This window comes from Pseudomonas sp. TSRC2-2, assembly GCF_049897785.1.
GTDB lineage: Bacteria > Pseudomonadota > Gammaproteobacteria > Pseudomonadales > Pseudomonadaceae > Aquipseudomonas.
This window is the reverse complement of record NZ_JAFCWZ010000004.1, coordinates 435380-455543: the sequence shown is the minus strand read 5'-3', so window position 1 is coordinate 455543 and position 20164 is coordinate 435380. Positions and strand designations below refer to the sequence as shown.

Below are 20164 nucleotides of genomic sequence, written 5' to 3'. Positions count from 1 at the left end.
CAGTCGATGCAGCGGCAACTGACAGGGCGCTTTCGCGAGCAAGCCCGCTCCCACACTGAAAACGTCGCGCCGCCGATGGCCGGCCAGCCGTCGCTCTTCTGTGGGAGCGGGCTTGCTCGCGAAGAGGCTGGGTCAGTCGATGCAGCGGCAACTGACAGGGCACATTCGCGAGCAAGCCCGCTCCCACACTCAAATACGCCGCCGCCAATGGCCGGTCAGCCGTCGCTCTTCTGTGAGAGCGGGCTTGCTCGCGAAGAGGCTGGGTCAGTCAATGCAGCGGCAACTGCCAGGACGCTTTCGCGAGCAAGCCCGCTCCCACACTCAAATTCATCGCGCCGCCGATGGCCGGCCAGCCGTCGCTCTTCTGTGAGAGCGGGCTTGCTCGCGAAGAGGTTGGGTCAGTCAATGCAGCGGCAACTGACAGGGCACTTTCGCGAGCAAGCCCGCTCCCACATTCAAATACGCCGCCGCCGATGGCCGGCTAGCCGTCGCTCTTCTGTGGGAGCGGGCTTGCTCGCGAAGAGGTTGGGTCAGTCAATGCAGCGGCAACTGACAGGGCACTTTCGCGAGCAAGCCCGCTCCCACACTCAAATTCATCGCGCCGCCGATGGCCGGCCAGCCGTCGCTCTTCTGTGAGAGCGGGCTTGCTCGCGAAGAGGTTGTGTCAGTCGATGCAGCGGCAACTGACAGGACGCTTTCGCGAGCAAGCCCGCTCCCACACTCAAATGCGCCGCGCCGCCGATGGCCGGCCAGCCGTCGCTCTTCTGTGGGAGCGGGCTTGCTCGCGAAGGGGCCCGGACAGGCAGCGAAACGCTTAGCTCTTGAGCAACCGGGACCGATCATCAGCGGACAAAAACCCTTCAGGGCCGCTATCCTAGGCCCAGGTTCACTGATCGGGTTTGCTCATGCTTGAGGTTCGCGACGTTTTCAAAAGCTATGCCACGCCCCAGGGATTGTTGCCGGTACTGCAAGGCGTCGATCTGACGCTCAAGGCCGGTGGCAGCCTGGCGCTGATGGGCGAATCGGGCAGTGGCAAAAGCACGCTGCTGCATCTGGTGGCCGGGCTGGACAAGGTCGATAGCGGCAGCATCCGCAGCGGCGAGCATCGCCTGGAGTCGATGAGCGAAGCGCAGTTGGCGAATTGGCGGCGCACGGAAATCGGTCTGGTGTTTCAGCAGTTCAACCTGATCGGTAGCCTGCGCGTAGAAGACAATCTGGCCTTTCAAGCGCGCCTGGCCGGGCGCCATGAGCCGCGTTGGCAGGCGCATCTGGTGCAGCGTCTGGGGCTAGGGGATCTGCTCTCGCGGTATCCAGAGCAACTCTCTGGTGGCCAGCAGCAACGGGTCGCGCTGGGCCGTGCGCTGGCCTCGCAGCCGAAATTGCTCCTGGCCGATGAACCCACCGGCAGCCTCGATGAAGCCACCAGCGATGAAGTATTACGGCTGCTGCTCGAACTACTTGATGACACATCGACGACCTTATTGATGGTCACCCACAGCCAACGCGTCGCGGCACGATTGGCCCAGCGCGTGGTGTTATCGAACGGGCGGGTCGCCTGATGATCTGGCGGCAAACCCTGCGCGCGCTGCTCAGCCACTGGCGGCGCCATCCCGTGCAGTTTTTCAGTGTGCTGACCGGGTTGTGGCTGGCTACCAGTCTGCTCACCGGCGTCGAGGCGCTGAACAGCCAGGCCCGCGACAGCTATGCGCGGGCCAGCCAGATGATCGGCGGCGAACCGCAAGCCAGCCTGAGCACCCCGAATGGCGCACCGTTTCCCCAAGGCTGGTTCATCGAGCTGCGCCGTCAGGGCTGGCCGGTGTCGCCGGTGTTGCAGGGCCGGCTGACGCTCAAGGGCCACGAAGACCAACGCATTCAGGTGATGGGCATCGAGCCGGTGTCGCTGCCGGCGGACTCCCCAGTGGCCGGGCAGGCGATGCCGATTGAGGGAATCGTCGAATTTTTCAGCCCGCCGGGCAGTACCTGGATTTCCCCGGAAACCTTGCAGTTGCTCGGCTTGCGCGAAGGTGACACACCGCAAACCGCGGCAGGCCAGACTCTGCCGCCGCTGCTCGCGCAGAAGGACATGGCGCCGGGCCTGTTACTGGTCGACATCGGCGTAGCACAAAGCTTGCTGGAACAACCCGAGCAGTTGTCGCGGCTTCTGTTGCCCAAGGATTTTCATCAGGATTTGCCAGCCAGTTTCAAGGATCGCTTGCAGCTCAAAAGCAGCGGTGAAGAAAACAATCTGGCGCGGCTGACCGAGAGCTTTCACCTCAATCTCGATGCCCTTGGATTTCTATCGTTTCTGGTCGGTTTGTTCATCGTCCACGCCGCCATTGGCCTCGCTCTGGAACAGCGCCGAGGCTTGCTGCGCACGTTGCGCGCCTGTGGCGTCAATGCGCGAATGCTGATCGCGTGTCTGGTGGTTGAACTGGGTGTACTGGCGCTGATCGGCGGATTGTTCGGCGTGATCAGCGGCTATTGGCTGGCCAGCGTTCTGCTGCCGGACGTCGCCGCCAGCTTGCGCGGGTTGTATGGCGCGGAAGTGGCGGGGCAGTTGCGTTTGAGTCCCTGGTGGTGGCTCAGCGGTATCGGTCTGAGTCTGCTCGGCGCGTTGCTGGCCGGGGCCAACAGCCTGCTGCGGGCGGCGCGCCTGCCGTTGCTGGCGGTCGCCGATCCGCAGGCCTGGCATCAACAGTATTCGCGTTGGTTGCGCCGGCAGGGTTGGCTGGCGACGGTGCTGCTGGCGATTGCGCTGGCGGCGCTGATCTGGGGTGACAGCCTGAGCAGCGGCTTCGTGCTCATGGCCGGTTTGTTGCTCGGTGCCGCGCTGGCCTTGCCGGTGCTGCTCAGTGCGTTGTTGAATCCGTTGCTCGGGCGCAGTCGTTCGGTGCTCGGCCAGTGGTTTCTCGCCGACTGTCGCCAGCAATTGCCAGCCCTGAGTCTGGCGCTGATGGCGCTGCTGCTGGCACTCGCCGCCAACATCGGCGCCGGCAGCATGACCGCCGGTTTTCGCCAGACCTTCAATGACTGGCTCGAACAACGCCTGAGCGCCGAGTTGTACATCAACCCGGCCAACCCGGCGCAGGCCCGCGAGATGCACAGCTGGCTCAAGCAGCAGCCCAACGTGGCCGCAGTGCTGCCTAACTGGCAAGTCTCGGTAACGTTGAAAGGCTGGCCGGCCGATGTCTACGGCATTATCGACCACCCGCACTATCGCCAGCACTGGCCGTTGCTCGACAGCAGCGGCAGCGAACCATGGGGGAAGCTGGCGACGGATGATGCGGTGATGCTCAGCGAACAACTGGCGCGACGCCTGAAACTCAAAGCTGGCGACCATCTGCCCATTCCCACACCGAACGGCACGTGGTCGCCGCGCATCGTCGGCATCTACGCTGACTACGGCAATCCGAAAGGGCACGTGCTGATCAGCAGTGAGCACTTGTTGCAGGGCTGGCCGCAGCTGACGCCGAACCGTTTTAATCTGCGCATCGATCCGCCACAGATTCCGGCGCTGCTCAAGACCTTGCAGGCGCGCTTTGAGCTGGATGACAACCACATCGTCGATCAGGCGCGGCTCAAAGGCTGGTCGGTGCAAGTCTTCGAACGCACCTTTGCCGCGACGGCAGCATTGAACAGCCTGACCTTGGCCGTGGCTGGCGTGGCGCTGTTCATCAGTCTGCTGACCCAGAGCCAGAGCCGACTCGGTCAACTCGCACCGCTGTGGGCGCTGGGCGTGACGCGCAAACAATTGATGTTGCTCAACCTCGGCCAGACCTGGCTGCTGGCAGTGCTGACCCTGCTCTTGGCGCTGCCGTTGGGCATCGCTTTGGCATGGTGCCTGGATGCGGTGATCAACGTGCAGGCGTTCGGCTGGCGACTGCCGTTGCGGGTGTTCCCGTGGCAGTTGTTGCAACTGATGGGGCTGGCCTTGCTGGCGACATTAATGGCGTCGGCATGGCCGCTGTATTCTCTGTACCGCACGCAACCGGCGGATTTGCTGAGGACGTTTGCCCATGAGGATTAAATGGCGCGTGCTGATGCTGGCGTTGCTGCTCGGTGGCTGCGATCAGCCTGCACCCGAGGAAAAGGGCTTTGCCGGCATGGGTGATCAAGCGCAATCGTTCACGCCGGTGGTGCCCGATCGGGTATTCAGCTTCCCGGCCGATCACGGCGCGCATGATGGTTTTCGCATCGAGTGGTGGTACGTCACCGCCAATCTCAAGGATCAGCAGGGCAACGATTTCGGCGTGCAATGGACGCTGTTTCGCAGCGCCCTGAAACCGGTTGCCGAGCAGGCCGGGTGGGGCAATCAGACGATCTGGCTCGGCCATGCGACGGTCACCTCGCGCTCGGTGCATCACGCCGCCGAGCGCTACGCGCGTGGCGGCGTGGGCCAGGCGGGCGTGCGTTTGGCGCCGTTCGAGGCGTGGATCGATGACTGGATGTTTGCCAGCCAGGCGCAGGATCCGTTGCGCGATATGCAACTCAGTGCCCGTGACAAGCATTTCGCGTATCAACTGCGACTCACCTCCAGTCGCCCGCCGGTGCTGCAGGGCAACAACGGCTTCAGCCAGAAATCTGAAGAAGGCCAGGCCTCGTACTATTACAGTCAGCCGTTTTTCCAGGCCAACGGTACGTTGCAAATCGACGGCCAGACTTACACCGTCAGCGGCCCGGCGTGGCTCGATCGCGAATGGAGCAGCCAGCCGCTGACCGCCAATCAGACTGGCTGGGACTGGTTCTCGCTGCACCTGGACAGCGGCGAACACGTGATGCTTTATCGCATGCGACAAAAGGACGGCGCGCCTTATCTCACCGGCACCTGGATCGCCGCAGATGGCCAGATCCAGACGTTGCACCGCGAGCAGATCAGTCTTGTGCCGCAGGATACGGCCAAGGTTGCCGGTCGACCGATGCCAGTGACGTGGTCGATCCGCATTCCAGACAAGAAACTCGATATCCGCGTCGACGCGATCAACCGCAATGCGTGGATGGATTTGCGAATTCCCTATTGGGAAGGCCCGGTGAAGATCGATGGCAGCCATCCTGGCCAGGGTTATCTGGAAATGACCGGATATTAGCGGCGGGAACCGCTCTCCCGCCGGCGGCGAGCCTGCTCGCGAAGGCGCCAGCGCCGTGACCGTTGAGCGAACTGACTGAACTCTCACCAGCGCCCATCGCTCTACCTGGAAACCCGCTATTTTCGGACCCATCCATGAGCGACGACCTGCAATCCCCAGACCTCGATACCTGGCAGCGGCTGTTCGACGATCAGGCCTATTGGCAGGACTCCCCTGACGCTCACTACCTCGATCTGCAGCGCATCGCCGACGACCTGCTCGGCCAAGGCGCGATCGATCTTGAGCAATGGCAGTTGTTGCGTGCCAAAGCAGACGATCTGCACCGGCACTCACCCGAGGTCAACGTCGCCCGCGAACTCGACGATCCCGAAGCCTGAGGACTAGCGCCGTGAATAAATCCAGCAAGCCAAACGATAACCCCGATGAACCACGCCCGGCCGGCGAAACCGAACGCGACAACGACGCCTTGCGCCCGACCGACCCCAAACAGCGGCAGGACAGCGGCAAAGGCACAGCGAGTGGCGAGTCCACCGCCCAGGAGACCGCCGAGCCACACACCCGCGGGCCACAAACCCAGGTCAAGCCCTGAACAGCGTCTATGCTCACTGGCACGCCCGCCGCTGAAGTCGCTTCGGCGGCGGGCTTCGCCATTTCATCACAGGGAAAGTAATGCATATGAAGCTCAACGCACTGGCCAAGGCCATGACCCTCGCAACACTGCTTTCTGCCGTGAGTCTCGGCGCTTTGGCTGCCGACATTCCATTATCCGCCGTCGTTGAGGCTGATTCCGTTACCACCAAAGTGCTCGCCGTTGACCCGGCCAACCATCAGGTGGTGCTGGAAGGTCCCGAAGGTCGTCAGGTCCACGTCCAGCTCAGCGACAAAGCGAAAAACCTCGCCAATCTTAAAGTGGGCGACCTGGTGAAGATCGAGGTGCAGCGGTCTGTCGCCGCCTATCTCGACACCGAAGTGGATAAAGGTCTGCCAGGCACCACCGAACGCACCGGCGAACTCCGTAAAGCACCGGGCAGCGACAACCCTGGGGGTGAGGCCTATCGTCAGGTTCAGGTGCAGCTGAAAATCAGCAAAATTGATTTGAAGACCCATCAGGTCACTCTGGAAAATCCTTCCGGACAATCGAAGACGCTCGAGGTGAAGAAGCCGGAGATTCAAGCCAAGTTGAAAGATCTCAAAGTAGGGCAGAGCGTTATTGTCACTTACACCGATATCCTGAAAGTGACCAGCCAGCACGATAGTTGAGTATTAGCTCTACAAGTTTATTGCTCTTGTACAACTTTGCGTGTGAGAGCAATTATATTAAATATTTTGTAAGACAATTCTGGAGGAAAATCGGTAAAACACGGTTTTTAACTTTTCAGTTCAAAAATTTCATCTTTGTGCATGAGGACATGTGCACTCGTTTGAATTAAAATCCTCGGCGTTCGCCCAGTGTCGCGGCTCTTTACCGGTGCATGGATTGCCAGGCCATAACACTGGGCGAACTCCACCACGACAGCAGATGTATACAAAATTCAACAACAAAAAAGGGCGACTTCGAAGTCGCCCTTTTTTGTTGTCGTGGATTAAGCCGAAGCTTGCACGCCAGTCTTGCCTTGCTGCCCCTGAAAGCGTTTGAGCGTCGCCTGATACATCTTCGTACGGCGATGATCCTTGCCATACGTGCCTGCCGCCGCGACGGTCCCGGCCTGGATATGATCGAGGTAACGGAAAATCGTCCGCGGCGAGAGGAACCTGACGCCATAACCCAACTCGACCATTCGATCCTGCAGGGCGTATCCCGGCACCTCCTCATCCATGCAGAAGTGCAACCCCTGGGACTTCATCAAGCGCGCATTCCATAGCGTGCAGAAACTTTTCAGATGCGTTTCTTTATACGGACGTGGTGGTTTCGAACGCAGGCCAAGATGGACTTTCAGCCGCCGGACATGATGTTTGCAGAAGCGCGAAGTTAATCGCCAGGTATCGCGAAGTAACCCGCGATCAAGTTGCTCCACACAACCGACCGCCGCCATGTCCGCACTTTTCGTGCACTCGCGCATCATCATCGCGAACACTTCCATGTCGTAGACAAAGGTATCGGTGTGCAGCAGAAACAAGTAGTCCGTCTCAACTTTCGCCAACGCCAGATCCAGCGCCTTGCCATGGGCAATATGCCCCATTTCCTTGCCCGGCGACGGTCGCTCGATGAGATTGATCCAGTCCAGCGAACGCAAATAATCAAGGCTGGCATCCGCCGAATCGTTGTCCACCACCCACACCGGAATGCCCTGCGCCTGAACATGCTCGCGAAGCAGTTCAAGGCACATGCGAGTAATGTCCGGGGTTTTGTAATTGACCAGGACGAGGCTGAAGTTGGGATGCGGCGGGGCAGGCAGGTCGAAGGCTTTCATGTCGGAGGGACTCATCCACGGCTCAAGACGACAGGTTGTTGAGCCGGGATGCTAGCGGGGGAAGCTTAGGTGAAACTTAATTTGGCAGGGTCGAACCTGGGGGAATGAGAGGACGTAAAACGGTTCGGATGCGTTCCGGATGTCTTCATGCGTTCATCAGCTTGCGAAGTAAAGCTCATCCAGTTGGCGCCTGCGGATTGCCAGGTATTGCTCCCACAACTTAGGAAAATCCTCATCTCTGGTTAGCGGAAAGGTCAGATAGATGTGTTTCCCGGCAACACTGAGGTACTGGCGCACACGTTTGAAGGCCGGCTGTTCATACAGCGCAAGGCTTTCGTCGTAAACGTCGTGATGGTGGCGAATCGTTACTCGATGAGGGGCAATCATCCCTCGCGCAAAATCGATCACCCAGTCGCCGTCTACGGCCGTACGCAAATAGCCGTAAACACCATCGACCGAGAGCAGGATGCAGGTGTTGGCTTGGTTGCCGTCCTCGTCGTTCGCCAGAACAATCTGGTCTGCAAAGTATTTGATCGCCTGATCATCCGGGCCCTGTAGAAGCAAGCTCCAGCCCTCGACGCCCATGCGAAACTCACCGATGTTTTCGAAGGTCGCGGTCCATCCGTTGGCGAGAATTATGTGACGGGTTTTCATTGGGTTTTCAGACTCGAAAATTGTCGACTTATGGTCTCGGATAAACCGAAACAAATCGGCTTAACGTTTTAACAGATGTTGAAAATTGAAAGAAGCAGACGAACTGGGTTGCTCACATTTCATCCATGCAACCCCGCCACTTTGCACTATAGGAGCTGCCGCAGCCTGCGATCTTTTGATGTTTTAACGCGCAAGTCGGGTCAAACACTCCTCAATCGACCGCCGTTGCGTCTCGGCATACAACGCTAGTTCATCGATAGTCGAACGCCCCAGCGCCTGTTCGAAAGCCAAGCGATTGGAATGTTCGGCGTAGTGCGTCTGTGCAGAATCGCCGAGGTTCGACTGAAAAATCCCCGCCGCGCTCACCGGCAGGAAATCTTCGTACACCAGCGGCTCCGCTTTTACATAGCCTTCGCGCAGCAAGTCCTGCAGGGACGATTCGCCAAGTCCGTGCGCCGCCAATCCTTTTTCCGTAGCGAAATAACGAAAATACGCCAGCCCCTGTTCACGCATGCCCTCGACGCTGTCAGGAAATTGCGCAAAGTGCTGATTCATCAGCGCGTTGTAGCGTACGGCGTTGGCTTCACTGGGAAAGTCGCCCAGTTCATCCCGTGCGGCATTCAACAGGCGGTCGTACAGCGCTCGACCCTTTGGCGTCAGGGCTGCGCCGCGTTGTTCGATTTCGCCGAAACGCGCGCTGTGGCTGCCAAGGGTTTCGGGCTGATCGATGAAAGCGATCGGCTCGTCGAGCGCCTTGAAGCTGGTCTGGCGCAGCAGGATCGGGCAGTTGCGGCGCGGTGGCCCTTCGATCACGGCTTTCGGTGTGATGCCATGAACAGGCATCTGTTGCTGCACAGTGTCGATGTCCAGCGTGCGCGGCGTCAGGTGATTGATGTGCGGGCCTTTGAACGCAACGACGTCCGCGACCAAGCGGTGTTGTGCGCTGAGTTTCTGATATTGCGCGGCGCTGACGGTGGCGCTGTGGTGCCAGCGAAAAGTCTCCAGTGCTTGTCGGACGAATTCTGCGGCTTCGGCGTCATTCAGCCCGCCCGCCGTTTCCGCCTGTTCAATCAGGCGCAACGCGGAGTCGGTGAAAATCGAACGACCGGCCAGCACCGATTCGGCAAACTCACGCAACTCAGCGTCTTCAATCAGCTCCAGCCGCAGCAACGAGGTGAACACGCGAAACGGGCTGACCTGCAGCGCCTCTTCATGCACCGCACGAAACGCCGTTGAATGCACCGGCACGCCTGCCGGGGTCAGGTCGTAATAACCCACCGGTTGCATGCCCATCACCGCGAACAGGCGGGCGAGGGTGGCCAGTTCGCTCGCGGTGCCGACGCGGATGGCGCCGTGGCGTTCCATGTCCAGCCGTTCGATTTCGCCGCTGCGCTTGAGCTGTCCGGCGACATCAGGCTGCTGCGATAGCAGCGCGCGGTTGGTGTTTTCCACCAGTTCCATCAGCGCGCCGTACAGTGGCACCTCTTCGCGGTACATGTCGGACATCGCTCGGGAGAAGCGTTGGCGGATCAGGTCGGGGCTGACGAACGGCTGCACAGTCATGAAAAAAATTCCTGCCATGGTCACGGAATGAGTGCTGGAAAAGATCGCAGCCTTCGCCCACGCGGGCAAACGAAGAATCCGACGAACTTCATTCTGCCAGCGACTGATCCACCAGCTCGATCCAATGCTTCACGGGGGTGCGCCCGGCGCTGGCCAGATGACTCTGACAGCCCACATTGGCAGTGACGATCAACTCGGGCCGGCCACTTTCCAGAGCGTTGAGGCGCTGATCGCGCAGTTGTCGCGCCAGCGCCGGTTGCGTCAGCGAGTAAGTGCCCGCCGAGCCGCAGCACAAATGGCCGTCCGGCACTGGCGTGAGGTTGAAGCCGAGTCGGGTCAGAACTGCCTCGACGGCGCCGCCGAGTTTCAGTGCGTGCTGCAACGTGCACGGGCAATGCACGGCGATGCGTCGTTCGCTGGCTGCGCACACTTGCTCCAGCGGTTCCTCAGCGATGATTTGCACCAGATCCCGAGTCATTTCGCTGATCTGCCGAGCCTTCTCGGCATAGACCGGATCATCCGCCAGCAAATGCCCGTAATCCTTGATGAACGCGCCACAACCACTGGCCGTCTGCACGATAGCTTCGGCACCGTTTTCAAGATGTGACCACCAGGCATCAATATTCTGCCGAGCACGGTCGAGGCCTTTGGCCTGAGCGTCGAGGTGATAATCGAGGGCGCCGCAGCAACCGGCTTCGCTCACAGGTATGACGCTGATGCCCAGGCGATCGAGCACCCGCGCGGTTGCGTCATTGGTGTTCGGTGAAAGGCCCGGCTGCACGCAGCCTTCGAGCAACAACACCCGGCGCGCATGCCGAGGAGCAGGGCGCGACCCCATAACCGCGACGTGCTGCGGCAGTTTGCTTTCCAGCCGGCGCGGCAGCAGCGGCCGAAAGGTCGCGCCCATGCGCAGCAAGCCTTTGAACAACCCCGGATTCGGCGCCAACGCGCGCAGGCCTTCACGCAGCAAACGCTGGGCAGCCGGGCGCGCCACTTGGCGATCAACCACCGCGCGGCCAATGTCGAGCAGGTTGTGGTAATCGACGCCGGATGGGCAGGTGGTTTCGCAGTTGCGACACGACAGGCAACGATCCAGATGCAGTTGCGTCTGCTCGGTGGCCGGTGCGCCTTCCAGCACTTGCTTGATCAGATAAATGCGCCCGCGCGGCCCGTCGAGTTCATCGCCGAGTAATTGATACGTCGGGCACGTCGCGTTGCAAAAGCCGCAATGCACGCAGGTGCGCAGGATCTTTTCCGCTTCGCCAGCGCGGGGCAATTGCCGCGATTGCTCGCTGAGGGTGGTTTGCATGGCTAGACCTCCGCGTACATTCGTCCGGGGTTGAACAGCCCTTGCGGGTCGAGTTGCGCCTTGAGTTGCCGATGGTAGCGCAGCAGGGTCGGCGCCAAGGGTTGGAACGGCGAATCGGTGGCGCCGTGGGTAAAGCACGTCGCGTGGCCGCCGAAGGAATGGGCGAGTGCATGAATCTCGGTGCTGTCGGATTTAAGCCAGCGTTGCGCCCCGGCCCAATCGATCAGTTGCTCGCCGGGCAGCTCGAGCGGGCCGAGGTTGTTGGGCAATGACAGGCGCCACAGCGGCAAACCTTCGTCGAAAAAACTCAGGCGCTGTTCGTTGAGGTCGCGCCAGAAACCAGAATCCAGCGGCTCGCCGCCGAGGCGTTGATGCGCCGCCGTCACCGAACCTTCGCCACCTTCCAGACGCAAATACAGACTCTGGCCATCGTGACACGCGGCGCTGATCGGCAGCGGTTGCTGGCCCCATTCGGCTAGTTTGCTCAACGCCCGAGCGCAGTCGATATCGAGGCGAATGCTCAGGCACTGGCGCGGTTTCGGCAGGACTTTCAGCGACACTTCGGTGAGCACGCCGAGGCAACCGAAACTGCCGGCCATCAGCCGCGACAGGTCATAACCGGCGACGTTTTTCATCACTTCGCCACCGAAGCGCAGATGCTGACCGAGGCCGGTGATCACCCGCGTGCCGAGAACGAAGTCGCGCACCGAGCCGGACCATGGTCGGCGAGGTCCGGACAGTCCCGTGGCGACCATGCCGCCGACCGTGGCGCTGTCGGCAAAGGATGGCGGTTCGCAGGGCAACATTTGCCCGGCGTCATCTAGCGCCGCGAGCAGCTCGGACAACGGCGTGCCGCCGCGCGCCGTGACCACCAGTTCGGTCGGGTCGTACTGAACGATGCCGCGATGAGCGCGGATGTCGAGCACTTCGCCGGCCACTTCGCGGCCGAGAAACGCCTTGCTGTTGCCGCCCTGAATCTTCAGCGGCGTGGCATTGGCCCGCGCGGCGTTGACCTGATTGAGCAGGGCGTTGGCGGCGTCGAAATCAGCCATCAGAATCGCTCCAGCTCGGGGAAGGGCAGTTGCCCGGCGTGGATGTGCATCGCGCCGAATTCGGCGCAGCGGTGCAGGGTCGGGATGTTCTTGCCGGGGTTGAGCAGGCCTTGCGGATCAAACGCGGCTTTCACCGCATGAAACAGCAGCAACTCATCGCTGTTGAACTGTGCGCACATCTGATTGATTTTCTCGCGACCGACCCCGTGCTCGCCGGTGATGCTGCCGCCGACTTTCACGCACAATTCGAGGATCTTGCCGCCCAGTGCCTCGGCGCGATGCAGCTCCCCCGGCTGGTTGGCATCGAACAGGATCAGCGGATGCATGTTGCCGTCGCCGGCATGGAACACATTGGCCACGCGCAAGCCATATTCTTCGCCAAGACGCGAGATGCCTTGCAGCACAGCGGGCAATTCGCGGCGCGGGATAGTGCCGTCCATGCAGTAATAATCGGGCGACAATCGACCGATCGCCGGGAAGGCATTTTTGCGCCCTGCCCAGAAACGCACGCGCTCGGCCTCGTCCTGAGCCTGACGCACTTCAGTCGCGCCGGCCGCTGTCATGACTTCGCGCACCCGCTGGCAATCGTCGTGCACGTCGGCTTCAACGCCGTCGAGTTCGCAGAGCAGAATCGCCTCGGCGTCGACCGGATACCCGGCGTGGATAAAATCTTCGGCGGCGCGAATGGCCAGGTTGTCCATCATTTCCAGACCACCCGGAATGATCCCGGCGGCGATGATTTCGGCGACCGCGCGGCCGGCCTTTTCGACCGAGTCGAAACTGCCCAGCAGCACCTTGGCGACTTGCGGTTTGGGCAGCAGTTTCACCGTGACTTCGGTGATGATCCCCAGCAGGCCTTCGGAACCGGTGAACAGTGCGAGCAAATCGAAACCCGCCGAGTCGAGCGCCTCGCAGCCCAACGTCAGGCGTTCGCCCTCGATGGTCAGCACTTCGATTTTCAACACGTTATGCACTGTCAGACCGTACTTGAGGCAATGCACGCCACCGGCGTTTTCCGCAACGTTGCCGCCGATTGAACAGGCGATCTGCGAGGACGGATCCGGCGCGTAGTACAGGCCGAACGGAGCGGCGGCCTGGGAGATGGCGAGGTTGCGCACGCCAGGCTGAACCCGCGCGATGCGAGCAGCGGGGTCGATGTGCAGGATGTTGTTGAACCGCGCCATCACCAGCAGCAGGCCTTTTTCCAGTGGCAGGGCGCCGCCGGACAATCCAGTGCCGGCACCCCGCGCGACTACGGGCACATTGTTCTGATGGCAGAGTTTGAGCAGGGTTTGCACTTGCTCCAGACGCCGGGGCAGGGCCACCAGCATCGGCGTGGTGCGGTAGGCGCAGAGGCCGTCGCATTCGTAGGGTTTGAGCTCATCCTCGCGCCAGAGGATGTCCAGGTCCGGCAGGGCTTGTTGCAAGGCCTTTAGCAGTTCGGCCTTGTTCACCTCGGGCAAGGGACCGTCGAGGCGTTCGTCGTAAAGGATGTTCATGGGAACGCCAACCTTCTGTCTCCGCTGATCGTTCCCACGCTCAGCGTGGGAATGTAGCCCGTGACGCTCCGCGTCACTGGACGCAGAGCGTCCCCTGAGGCATTCCCATGCAGAGCATGGGAACGATCAGTTTCGCAACCTGGGGCATTGCGAATATCCATGTTCATCGCTGTCGTTCCAGAAAATCCTCGTACAGCCGTGCGGTATTTCCTGGCTGTTCGACCATCGGCATGTGCCCGACGTGATCCCATACATCCACTTGGAGATTGGCGATGCCCTTGCTCCACACCGGCACGCTGCTGACGTCGATCAGGCGATCCTTGCGCCCCCATAGCAGCAGCGCCGGGCATTTGATGGTGGCCAGTTTTGGCTCCATCGGCGCACTGGCATGGAATTCGCGGAATATTTCTTCGAGTTCGTCACGTTGCTGCTCATAACGCTGGGCGACGGCATCGAGCACCAGTTTCGGCACCCACGGCGGCGACTCCATGGTCATCGCATAGAAGCGCTGAAACTCTTCGCGGGAATTGATCAGAAACGGATTGTGCCCGCGCGCCAGGTGACGCTCCATGTCGCTCGGCTGCGGTGCGGTGACGCCCGCCGGGTCGATCAAGGCCAGCGAGGCGATCCGCTCCGGATAGGTCGCCGCCAGCCACGCGGCAATGTAGCCGCCCATGGAGTTGCCGATGACGTGGACTTTTTCCACGCCGCACACATCGAGCAGTTGAATCATGCGTTTGGCCTGCACCGCGATGTCATAACCGCCGCCAGCCTTGAAGCCGGTTTCACCGTGACCGGCCAGATCCGGGATGATCACCCGGTACTGGCGCACGAAATGCCGGGCGCAGCGCAGCCAGAGATTTTTGTCGGCGCTGAAGCCGTGCAGCATCAGAATCGCACTGGACGCCTCGTACGGCCCGCCTTGCCAGGTCGACACGGTCATTTCGGCGATCGGCACTTCGATCTTGTGCAGTTTGTACAGCTTGGCCTCGATGGCCATGGCCAGGTCGTACAGCCAATGGCCCACCGCTGGGTAACTCAACCAGCTCCAGGCCACGAACACCGCGAGTGCGACAAACAGCAAAAGCATCGACGTCTTCCTTATACGTGTTCAGGACAAAATATGGTCGGCCGGTTTCAGCGCCCGGGTCAGCAGGTGATAGCTGAAACTGAAGCCGGGAAACATGGCGATTACATGGCCGCTCTTGCTCTGGTACCAACTGTGGCAGCCACCGGACTTCCATACCGTGCGCTGCATTTCCCGGTGGATCATTGCAGTGTAGGTACGTTCCGCGTCAGGGCGCACTTCGATGCTGCGCAGGCCTTTGGCCTGCACGGTACGGATGCAGTCGAGGATGTAATTCATCTGCGATTCGATGATGAACAGCGCCGAGGTGTGGCCAATGCCGGTGTTCGGCCCGGTGACGATAAACAGATTGGGGAAGTCTGGCAGGCTGGTGCCGAGGTAAGCGCGCGGATATTCGGCCCAGACATCTCTGAGTTGCACGGCGTTTTTGCCGCTGACCGGGTAGGAAATCACCCCGTCCGTGGCGTCGTAACCGGTCGACCAGACGATCAGATCAACATTGACATGCTCGCCGTCTACGGTGTTGATCCCGCTTTCGTCGATCGAAGCGATGCCGTGGTCGCGACTGTGCAGCGTGACGTTGGCGCGGCTCAGCGCCGGGTAGTACGTGCTCGACACCAGCACGCGTTTGCAGCCGATGGTGAAATCCGGGGTGAGTTGCTGCCGCAGCAGCGGGTCTGGAACCTGACGCTTGAGGAACCGCAGCGCATGTCGCTGGACCAGGTGAATCGCCGGTTTCGAGTATTTGAAGGCGATGACCCGGGTTTCGAATTGCCAGTAGATCAGCCAGCGCAACAGCTTGTACGCCGGCTTCAAGCCGAGCAGCCAGCGCTGGAACCGGCCGAATTTACGATCGGCACGCGGCAGCACCCAATGCGGCGTGCGCTGGAACACATGCAGATGTTCGACCTGGGTTGCGATCGCCGGAATCACCTGCGCAGCGCTGGCACCGCTGCCGACGATCGCCACGCGTTTACCGCGATAGTCGTAGCTGTGATCCCAATGATTTGTATGAAAAGTCTTGCCTTGAAAGCGATCACTCCCTGGGAAGTGTGGAATGACCGGCTGACTCAACGGCCCGGAAGCATTGATCAGGAATTGCGTATGGAAGATGCCCTTGGCGCGGGTGTGCACCGTCCAGTGTTTTTCCGCTTCGTCCCATTCGACGCGCTCGACATCGGCTTGCAACTCGACCCGGTCGCGCAAACCGAATTGCTCGATCACCTGTTCGGTGTAGCGCTGCAGTTCCGCCTGTTCGGCAAACATCTGCGACCAGCGGTAGGGCGCGAACGACAGAGAATACAGCGGCGACGGCACGTCCACTGCGGCACCGGGGTAGGTGTTCTGGCACCAGGTGCCGCCGAAAAATTCGCGTCGTTCCAATATGCGAAAGTCATCGATCCCGGCCTTGAGCAGGTTGACCGCTGCGCACTGGCCGCCGAAACCGCTGCCGATGATCAACACATGGTAGGTGTGCATGGGCCCCCTTCTTATAATTGTCGTTGCTTTTCCCTCTTTCATTTATAGCCAACTCTGGGCCGCGTGTGCGGCGCTGATAGCGCTCTATTCAGGCCGCTGGCCGGTGATGGCTATTTAACGGTGCCCTGATAGACTCCGAACACACCGTGTCGGGGTGTAACCATGCATCGCGCGGTCGAGGCCCTTATGGGAAATACGCGAGGAAAGGGACTTTCACTGGCCAGGAGGCTGTATACGTCGCGGGTGTTCGGGCTGCTGCTCGGGCTCATATGCATCAGCGCCGCAATGTATTCCCTCGATCCGCCGCTGTGGGTGTGGGGCCTGATGCTGTTCAACGGCCTGGTCTGGCCGCATCTGGCTTTCCAATGGGCGCGCCGCTCGAGCGTGCCGTTCCGCGCCGAACACCGCAATTTACTGATCGACGCGTTCATGGGCGGTTTCTGGGTCGCTGCCATGCAGTTCAATCCGCTGCCCAGTGCAACCACGGTTTCAATGATGGCCATGAACAACGTCGCCATCGGTGGCGGCCGGTTTCTGCTGGCGGGCACGGCGGCACAGCTGCTCGGTATGGGCGTGGGGCTGGTGGTGTTTGCGCCGACGTTCATCCCGCAGACAACGCCGCTCCAGCTTTACGCCTGTTTGCCGTTGCTGTTGCTGTATCCGCTGGCGCTGGGCTGGATCTGCTTTCGCCAGGCCTCCACCCTCGGTCGACACAAGCGTGAGCTGCTGGCGTTGAGTCGCACTGACAGCCTGACCGGTTTGCTCAATCACGGCGCATGGAAAGATCAACTGAACCTTGCGTTCCAGCGTTGCACACGCCAGCAGCAGGGCGCGGCGATTGCGCTGATCGACATCGATCATTTCAAGGCAATCAATGACACCTATGGCCACGTCGCTGGCGATATCGTCCTTCGCCAGTTGAGCAAACTGCTCAAGTACAACCTGCGCGCCAGCGATGTGGCCGGGCGATATGGCGGGGATGAGTTCTGCGTGATCCTGCCGGACCTGCCGCTATTCAATGCCGCCCAAGCCATGGAAGCCCTGCGCGAGCGCTTCGCGATTCTGGGCTATGAGCAGAACCCGGCGCTGAAGGTCAGTCTGAGCATTGGCCTGGCCGCGTACGACCCGAGCCATGCCGACGCCACGCGGTGGCTGGATGATGCCGATCAGGCCTTGTACGAAGCCAAGGCCAGTGGGCGCAATCGAGTTATCTGCAACAGCGATAACAAACCGAGGCAGGCGCTGCTGGATTCGGTCTGATGGATGTCGGCAGTTCCTGCAATTTGTTCGGTGGCGGTCGGGCAAGTGTCGCATCCGCTATAGAGCCTCGCGCCGATGTCGGTTACGGTTGAATCCCTCCGACACGAAACAAGGACTGCTTCATGACGTTCTCATTTCCCCGCTCCCTGCTGGCCGCCAGCCTCGGTCTGTCCCTCGCGTTCTCGGCCGCAAACGCCGCTGAACCGCATAAGCAAGTGCTCGCCGATGCCGAGCAGTACCAGCCCGAAGCGCTGAAGTTATTGGAACGACTGGTCAATATCGACTCCGGATCCGGCTATGAACCGGGCCTGAAACAGGTCAGCGACATCGCCATCGATGAGCTCAAAAAACTTGGCGCAACCATTGAATTGGTGCCGAACACGCCGGAAAAATCCAACCACGTGCTGGCCACGTTCAAAGGCACCGGCAAGGCAAAAATCCTTCTGATGGCGCACATGGATACGGTGTTCAAGGAAGGCTCCGCTGCCGAGCGGCCATTTCACATCAAGGACGGCCGTGCCTACGGGCCGGGGGTGATGGACGACAAGGGCGGGATCGTCGCCGGTATCTACGCGCTGAAAGTGCTGAAAAACCTCGACTTCAAGGATTACGCGCAGATCACTTTCCTGCTCGACGCCAGCGAAGAAACCGGCTCGGACGTTGCTACCGACCTGCTCAAGAAAACCGCCAAACAGCACGATGTGACCCTCAACCTCGAACCGGGCCGCCCGGCCGATGGCCTGGTGGTGTGGCGCAAGGGCAGTGCGACGGCGCTGGTCGAAGTCAAAGGCAAGGCCGCCCACGCCGGCGTCGCGCCAGAGCTTGGACGGAACGCGGCGATGGAAGCGGCGCATCAGATTCTGCAACTGGGCAAGCTCGGCGATGAGGCGAAGAAAACCACCATCAACTTCACCGTGCTCAAGGCCGGCGATCGCACCAACGTGATTCCTGATCAGGCCACGGCCAAGGCGGATGTGCGCGCGGCGGTGCCGGAAGAGTTCGATCGCATCGAGAAGGATCTGGCGCGGGTCTCGCAGGACAAGCTCATAGCTGAAACCGAAGTGAAGACTTCCTTGCAGCGCGGTTTGCCGCCGATGCCGCAGACAGCCGAGTCGGATCGCTTGATGGCCATGGCGCAGGGGATTTACGGCGAGATCGGCCGCCAGTTGACGGAAGAGGGCAGCGGTGGCGCGGCGGATGCCAGCCTGTCTGCCGGGGTGGGGACGCCGACGCTGGATGGATTCGGGATTGTCGGCGGCAATATTCACACCCCGGAAGAATATGCCGAAGTGGCGAGCGTGGCGCCGCGGATTTATCTGTTGTCGCGGATGATCATGGAACTGGCCAAACCGCGATGAAGCAAGGGGTGTCTTGATGGTGGGCACGACCAGAACACCAGTCGGTAAAAGACCAGAGCGCGGCTCCTCGAGTGAGCTGCGCCTGTGCCTGAAACAGTTCCTTGCGCACTGCAAGAGCCGCCACAAGCGCTGAGATTGTGCCGGTTCTGCCAACCTCGCTGCGCTTCAATCCCATTGAAGCCACATCCGCTCATCGGTTTTCAATGCAAAAAAACCGAAGCTTCCTGATTGCTTGCTTGTCATCTCCATGAGACCGCAGCCCTTTCAATGCGGCCGTTTCGCTGTATCACACCGTCCGTCGACGCAGAGGAATGAGCGCACGATAGGCGCAGTCGACTTTGCACGGTGAGTGGCCATCCGCTGATTGCCAAGCGCTCAAACATGCGCTGAAGCAGGTGAGCTGAGCCGTGCGCAACGCCTGGTTCTGTACCGAGGACAACGTGCAACCATCGAGCCGAGAAGGACACCGCCGTGAGTGAAACCGATCTTGAAATGGAACTGAAAGCGTGGCGTCTGTTGCTGGAGGACGACGCCTATCGCCTGGATTTCCCCGACGATTATCACCGCACCCTGATCCAGCGTGCCGACGAATTGCTGCTGCACGAATGGATCACCCGTGACGATTGGCAGTTGCTGATAAACGCGGCGGATGACGCGCGTGATTTTACTCTCCAGAGCCTCGCGCGTGAGCAGCGCGATTGCCTGAAAATCCCGTCGCTTCGACTATCGACAGGCCAGGAAGACGAACAGCCTCAGCGACCGCAAGGCGCCGCATGTGTATCAACCAACGGGAGCGTCATCATGACTGATGAGAAGAAAGATCAACCAAGCAACCCGCCGAACAATCAGCCGAACGACACCATGCCTGCGCATTCCACCGAACAGGAGCGCGAGCGCTTGAAGGACTTCAACAAGGACGGCATCCCGCCGGGAAGCTGCTGATTGCCCCTCAAGCCCAGAGCACGCGGAGTATTTCACCATGCAAGTACAAGTAGACAGCAACCATATCGAAGGCAGCGCCGAACTGCAGGACTGGGTGGGCAGTACGGTGGTTGATGAACTGGACCGCTATTCGTCTTTTCTGACCCGATTGGAAATTCACGTTGGCGACGTCAACGCACAGAAATCCGGTGCGCAAGACAAGCGCTGCCAGATCGAGGCGCATCCCAAGGGGCACACCTCGCTGTCGGCCAGCCATCATGCCGAAAGTCTGGAGCTGGCCGTCGCCGGAGCGGCAAAAAAGATTGCCCATGCGCTGGAGCATCTGGTGGGGCGCCTGTCGCCGCGCGTCGAATCGACCGGACGCCTGACGGCACCGCCGGTCCGGGAGGACTCGCCAGCGGAAATCGACGCCATGCTCGAAGACGAGTTTCTCGCCAGACAAGCTGACCTGGAGAAAGAGTAAGGA

The 20164-nt window shown here is 60.6% G+C and carries 18 protein-coding genes; 10 read left to right on the top strand and 8 right to left on the bottom strand.

Annotated features, from left to right (window positions below; translation table 11 throughout):
- The first annotated feature begins 905 nt into the window (after positions 1 to 905).
- The 6 genes from ACP7D9_RS10860 (at position 906) to ACP7D9_RS10835 (ending at position 6344) form a co-directional block, all read left to right on the top strand.
- Positions 906 to 1559, top strand: coding sequence for an ABC transporter ATP-binding protein (locus ACP7D9_RS10860; protein WP_426157316.1), 654 nt, complete (start codon positions 906 to 908; stop codon positions 1557 to 1559).
- Positions 1559 to 4027, top strand: a complete 2469-nt coding sequence (locus ACP7D9_RS10855; protein WP_426157314.1) for an FtsX-like permease family protein — start codon at positions 1559 to 1561, stop codon at positions 4025 to 4027. The genes ACP7D9_RS10860 and ACP7D9_RS10855 overlap by 1 nt, the downstream gene beginning before the upstream one ends.
- Entirely contained in the window at positions 4017 to 5084 is a 1068-nt protein-coding gene (locus ACP7D9_RS10850) for a lipocalin-like domain-containing protein (RefSeq protein ID WP_426157312.1), read from the top strand. The genes ACP7D9_RS10855 and ACP7D9_RS10850 overlap by 11 nt, the downstream gene beginning before the upstream one ends.
- Before the next feature lie 134 nt (positions 5085 to 5218).
- Complete coding sequence (locus ACP7D9_RS10845; RefSeq protein ID WP_426157310.1) at positions 5219 to 5461, top strand: hypothetical protein; 243 nt, start codon at positions 5219 to 5221, stop codon at positions 5459 to 5461.
- 11 nt (positions 5462 to 5472) lie between these two features.
- Complete coding sequence (locus tag ACP7D9_RS10840; RefSeq protein ID WP_101162686.1) at positions 5473 to 5673, top strand: hypothetical protein; 201 nt, start codon at positions 5473 to 5475, stop codon at positions 5671 to 5673.
- Between the two features lie 86 nt (positions 5674 to 5759).
- Positions 5760 to 6344 (top strand): hypothetical protein, encoded by a 585-nt coding sequence (locus ACP7D9_RS10835; RefSeq protein WP_426157308.1) that lies wholly within the window; start codon positions 5760 to 5762, stop codon positions 6342 to 6344.
- A gap of 323 nt (positions 6345 to 6667) precedes the next feature.
- Here the strand turns inward: ACP7D9_RS10835 and ACP7D9_RS10830 are convergent, their stop codons facing one another.
- The 8 genes from ACP7D9_RS10830 to ACP7D9_RS10795 all read right to left on the bottom strand — a co-directional run bounded on the left by ACP7D9_RS10830 (position 6668) and on the right by ACP7D9_RS10795 (position 16138).
- Positions 6668 to 7495: a glycosyltransferase family 2 protein gene (locus tag ACP7D9_RS10830; protein WP_426157395.1), complete on the bottom strand. Its 828-nt coding sequence runs from the start codon at positions 7493 to 7495 to the stop codon at positions 6668 to 6670.
- 156 nt (positions 7496 to 7651) lie between these two features.
- The gene (locus ACP7D9_RS10825; protein WP_101162683.1) at positions 7652 to 8149 is read right to left on the bottom strand and encodes a hypothetical protein; all 498 of its coding nucleotides are present in this window, start codon (positions 8147 to 8149) and stop codon (positions 7652 to 7654) included.
- 183 nt (positions 8150 to 8332) lie between these two features.
- Positions 8333 to 9712: a 2-oxoadipate dioxygenase/decarboxylase HglS gene (gene hglS, locus ACP7D9_RS10820; protein WP_426157306.1), complete on the bottom strand. Its 1380-nt coding sequence runs from the start codon at positions 9710 to 9712 to the stop codon at positions 8333 to 8335.
- Between the two features lie 88 nt (positions 9713 to 9800).
- Complete coding sequence (glcF, locus tag ACP7D9_RS10815) at positions 9801 to 11021, bottom strand: glycolate oxidase subunit GlcF (RefSeq protein WP_426157304.1); 1221 nt, start codon at positions 11019 to 11021, stop codon at positions 9801 to 9803.
- Between the two features lie 2 nt (positions 11022 to 11023).
- Positions 11024 to 12073 (bottom strand): glycolate oxidase subunit GlcE, encoded by a 1050-nt coding sequence (gene glcE / locus ACP7D9_RS10810; RefSeq protein WP_426157302.1) that lies wholly within the window; start codon positions 12071 to 12073, stop codon positions 11024 to 11026.
- Entirely contained in the window at positions 12073 to 13572 is a 1500-nt protein-coding gene (gene glcD / locus ACP7D9_RS10805; protein WP_426157300.1) for a glycolate oxidase subunit GlcD, read from the bottom strand. The genes glcE and glcD overlap by 1 nt, the downstream gene beginning before the upstream one ends.
- A gap of 163 nt (positions 13573 to 13735) precedes the next feature.
- The gene (locus tag ACP7D9_RS10800) at positions 13736 to 14662 is read right to left on the bottom strand and encodes an alpha/beta fold hydrolase (protein ID WP_426157298.1); all 927 of its coding nucleotides are present in this window, start codon (positions 14660 to 14662) and stop codon (positions 13736 to 13738) included.
- 21 nt (positions 14663 to 14683) lie between these two features.
- Positions 14684 to 16138 (bottom strand): flavin-containing monooxygenase, encoded by a 1455-nt coding sequence (locus ACP7D9_RS10795; RefSeq protein WP_313003168.1) that lies wholly within the window; start codon positions 16136 to 16138, stop codon positions 14684 to 14686.
- 186 nt (positions 16139 to 16324) lie between these two features.
- Here ACP7D9_RS10795 and ACP7D9_RS10790 point away from each other — a divergent pair, with 186 nt between their 5' ends.
- The 4 genes from ACP7D9_RS10790 (at position 16325) to ACP7D9_RS10775 (ending at position 20161) form a co-directional block, all read left to right on the top strand.
- On the top strand, positions 16325 to 17398 hold the full coding sequence (locus ACP7D9_RS10790) for a diguanylate cyclase (RefSeq protein WP_426157296.1): 1074 nt from the start codon (positions 16325 to 16327) through the stop codon (positions 17396 to 17398).
- Between the two features lie 122 nt (positions 17399 to 17520).
- The gene (locus ACP7D9_RS10785; RefSeq protein ID WP_426157294.1) at positions 17521 to 18756 is read left to right on the top strand and encodes a M20/M25/M40 family metallo-hydrolase; all 1236 of its coding nucleotides are present in this window, start codon (positions 17521 to 17523) and stop codon (positions 18754 to 18756) included.
- Between the two features lie 471 nt (positions 18757 to 19227).
- Positions 19228 to 19698, top strand: coding sequence for a hypothetical protein (locus ACP7D9_RS10780; RefSeq protein WP_426157397.1), 471 nt, complete (start codon positions 19228 to 19230; stop codon positions 19696 to 19698).
- A 37-nt stretch (positions 19699 to 19735) separates the two neighbouring features.
- Complete coding sequence (locus ACP7D9_RS10775) at positions 19736 to 20161, top strand: HPF/RaiA family ribosome-associated protein (RefSeq protein WP_415762988.1); 426 nt, start codon at positions 19736 to 19738, stop codon at positions 20159 to 20161.
- The last annotated feature ends 3 nt before the right edge of the window (positions 20162 to 20164 follow it).

Excerpts from the sequence above, each read along its gene's own strand:
- ACP7D9_RS10800 (WP_426157298.1), bottom strand. The coding sequence starts at position 14,662 with ATGCTTTTGCTGTTTGTCGCACTCGCGGTGTTCGTGGCCTGGAGCTGG.
- glcD (WP_426157300.1), bottom strand. The coding sequence starts at position 13,572 with ATGAACATCCTTTACGACGAACGCCTCGACGGTCCCTTGCCCGAGGTG.
- hglS (WP_426157306.1), bottom strand. The coding sequence starts at position 9,712 with ATGACTGTGCAGCCGTTCGTCAGCCCCGACCTGATCCGCCAACGCTTC.
- ACP7D9_RS10785 (WP_426157294.1), top strand. The coding sequence starts at position 17,521 with ATGACGTTCTCATTTCCCCGCTCCCTGCTGGCCGCCAGCCTCGGTCTG.
- ACP7D9_RS10850 (WP_426157312.1), top strand. The coding sequence starts at position 4,017 with ATGAGGATTAAATGGCGCGTGCTGATGCTGGCGTTGCTGCTCGGTGGC.
- glcE (WP_426157302.1), bottom strand. The coding sequence starts at position 12,073 with ATGGCTGATTTCGACGCCGCCAACGCCCTGCTCAATCAGGTCAACGCC.
- ACP7D9_RS10775 (WP_415762988.1), top strand. The coding sequence starts at position 19,736 with ATGCAAGTACAAGTAGACAGCAACCATATCGAAGGCAGCGCCGAACTG.
- ACP7D9_RS10830 (WP_426157395.1), bottom strand. The coding sequence starts at position 7,495 with ATGAAAGCCTTCGACCTGCCTGCCCCGCCGCATCCCAACTTCAGCCTC.
- glcF (WP_426157304.1), bottom strand. The coding sequence starts at position 11,021 with ATGCAAACCACCCTCAGCGAGCAATCGCGGCAATTGCCCCGCGCTGGC.
- ACP7D9_RS10790 (WP_426157296.1), top strand. The coding sequence starts at position 16,325 with ATGGGAAATACGCGAGGAAAGGGACTTTCACTGGCCAGGAGGCTGTAT.
- ACP7D9_RS10795 (WP_313003168.1), bottom strand. The coding sequence starts at position 16,138 with ATGCACACCTACCATGTGTTGATCATCGGCAGCGGTTTCGGCGGCCAG.
- ACP7D9_RS10835 (WP_426157308.1), top strand. The coding sequence starts at position 5,760 with ATGAAGCTCAACGCACTGGCCAAGGCCATGACCCTCGCAACACTGCTT.
- ACP7D9_RS10860 (WP_426157316.1), top strand. The coding sequence starts at position 906 with ATGCTTGAGGTTCGCGACGTTTTCAAAAGCTATGCCACGCCCCAGGGA.
- ACP7D9_RS10855 (WP_426157314.1), top strand. The coding sequence starts at position 1,559 with ATGATCTGGCGGCAAACCCTGCGCGCGCTGCTCAGCCACTGGCGGCGC.
- ACP7D9_RS10825 (WP_101162683.1), bottom strand. The coding sequence starts at position 8,149 with ATGAAAACCCGTCACATAATTCTCGCCAACGGATGGACCGCGACCTTC.
- ACP7D9_RS10845 (WP_426157310.1), top strand. The coding sequence starts at position 5,219 with ATGAGCGACGACCTGCAATCCCCAGACCTCGATACCTGGCAGCGGCTG.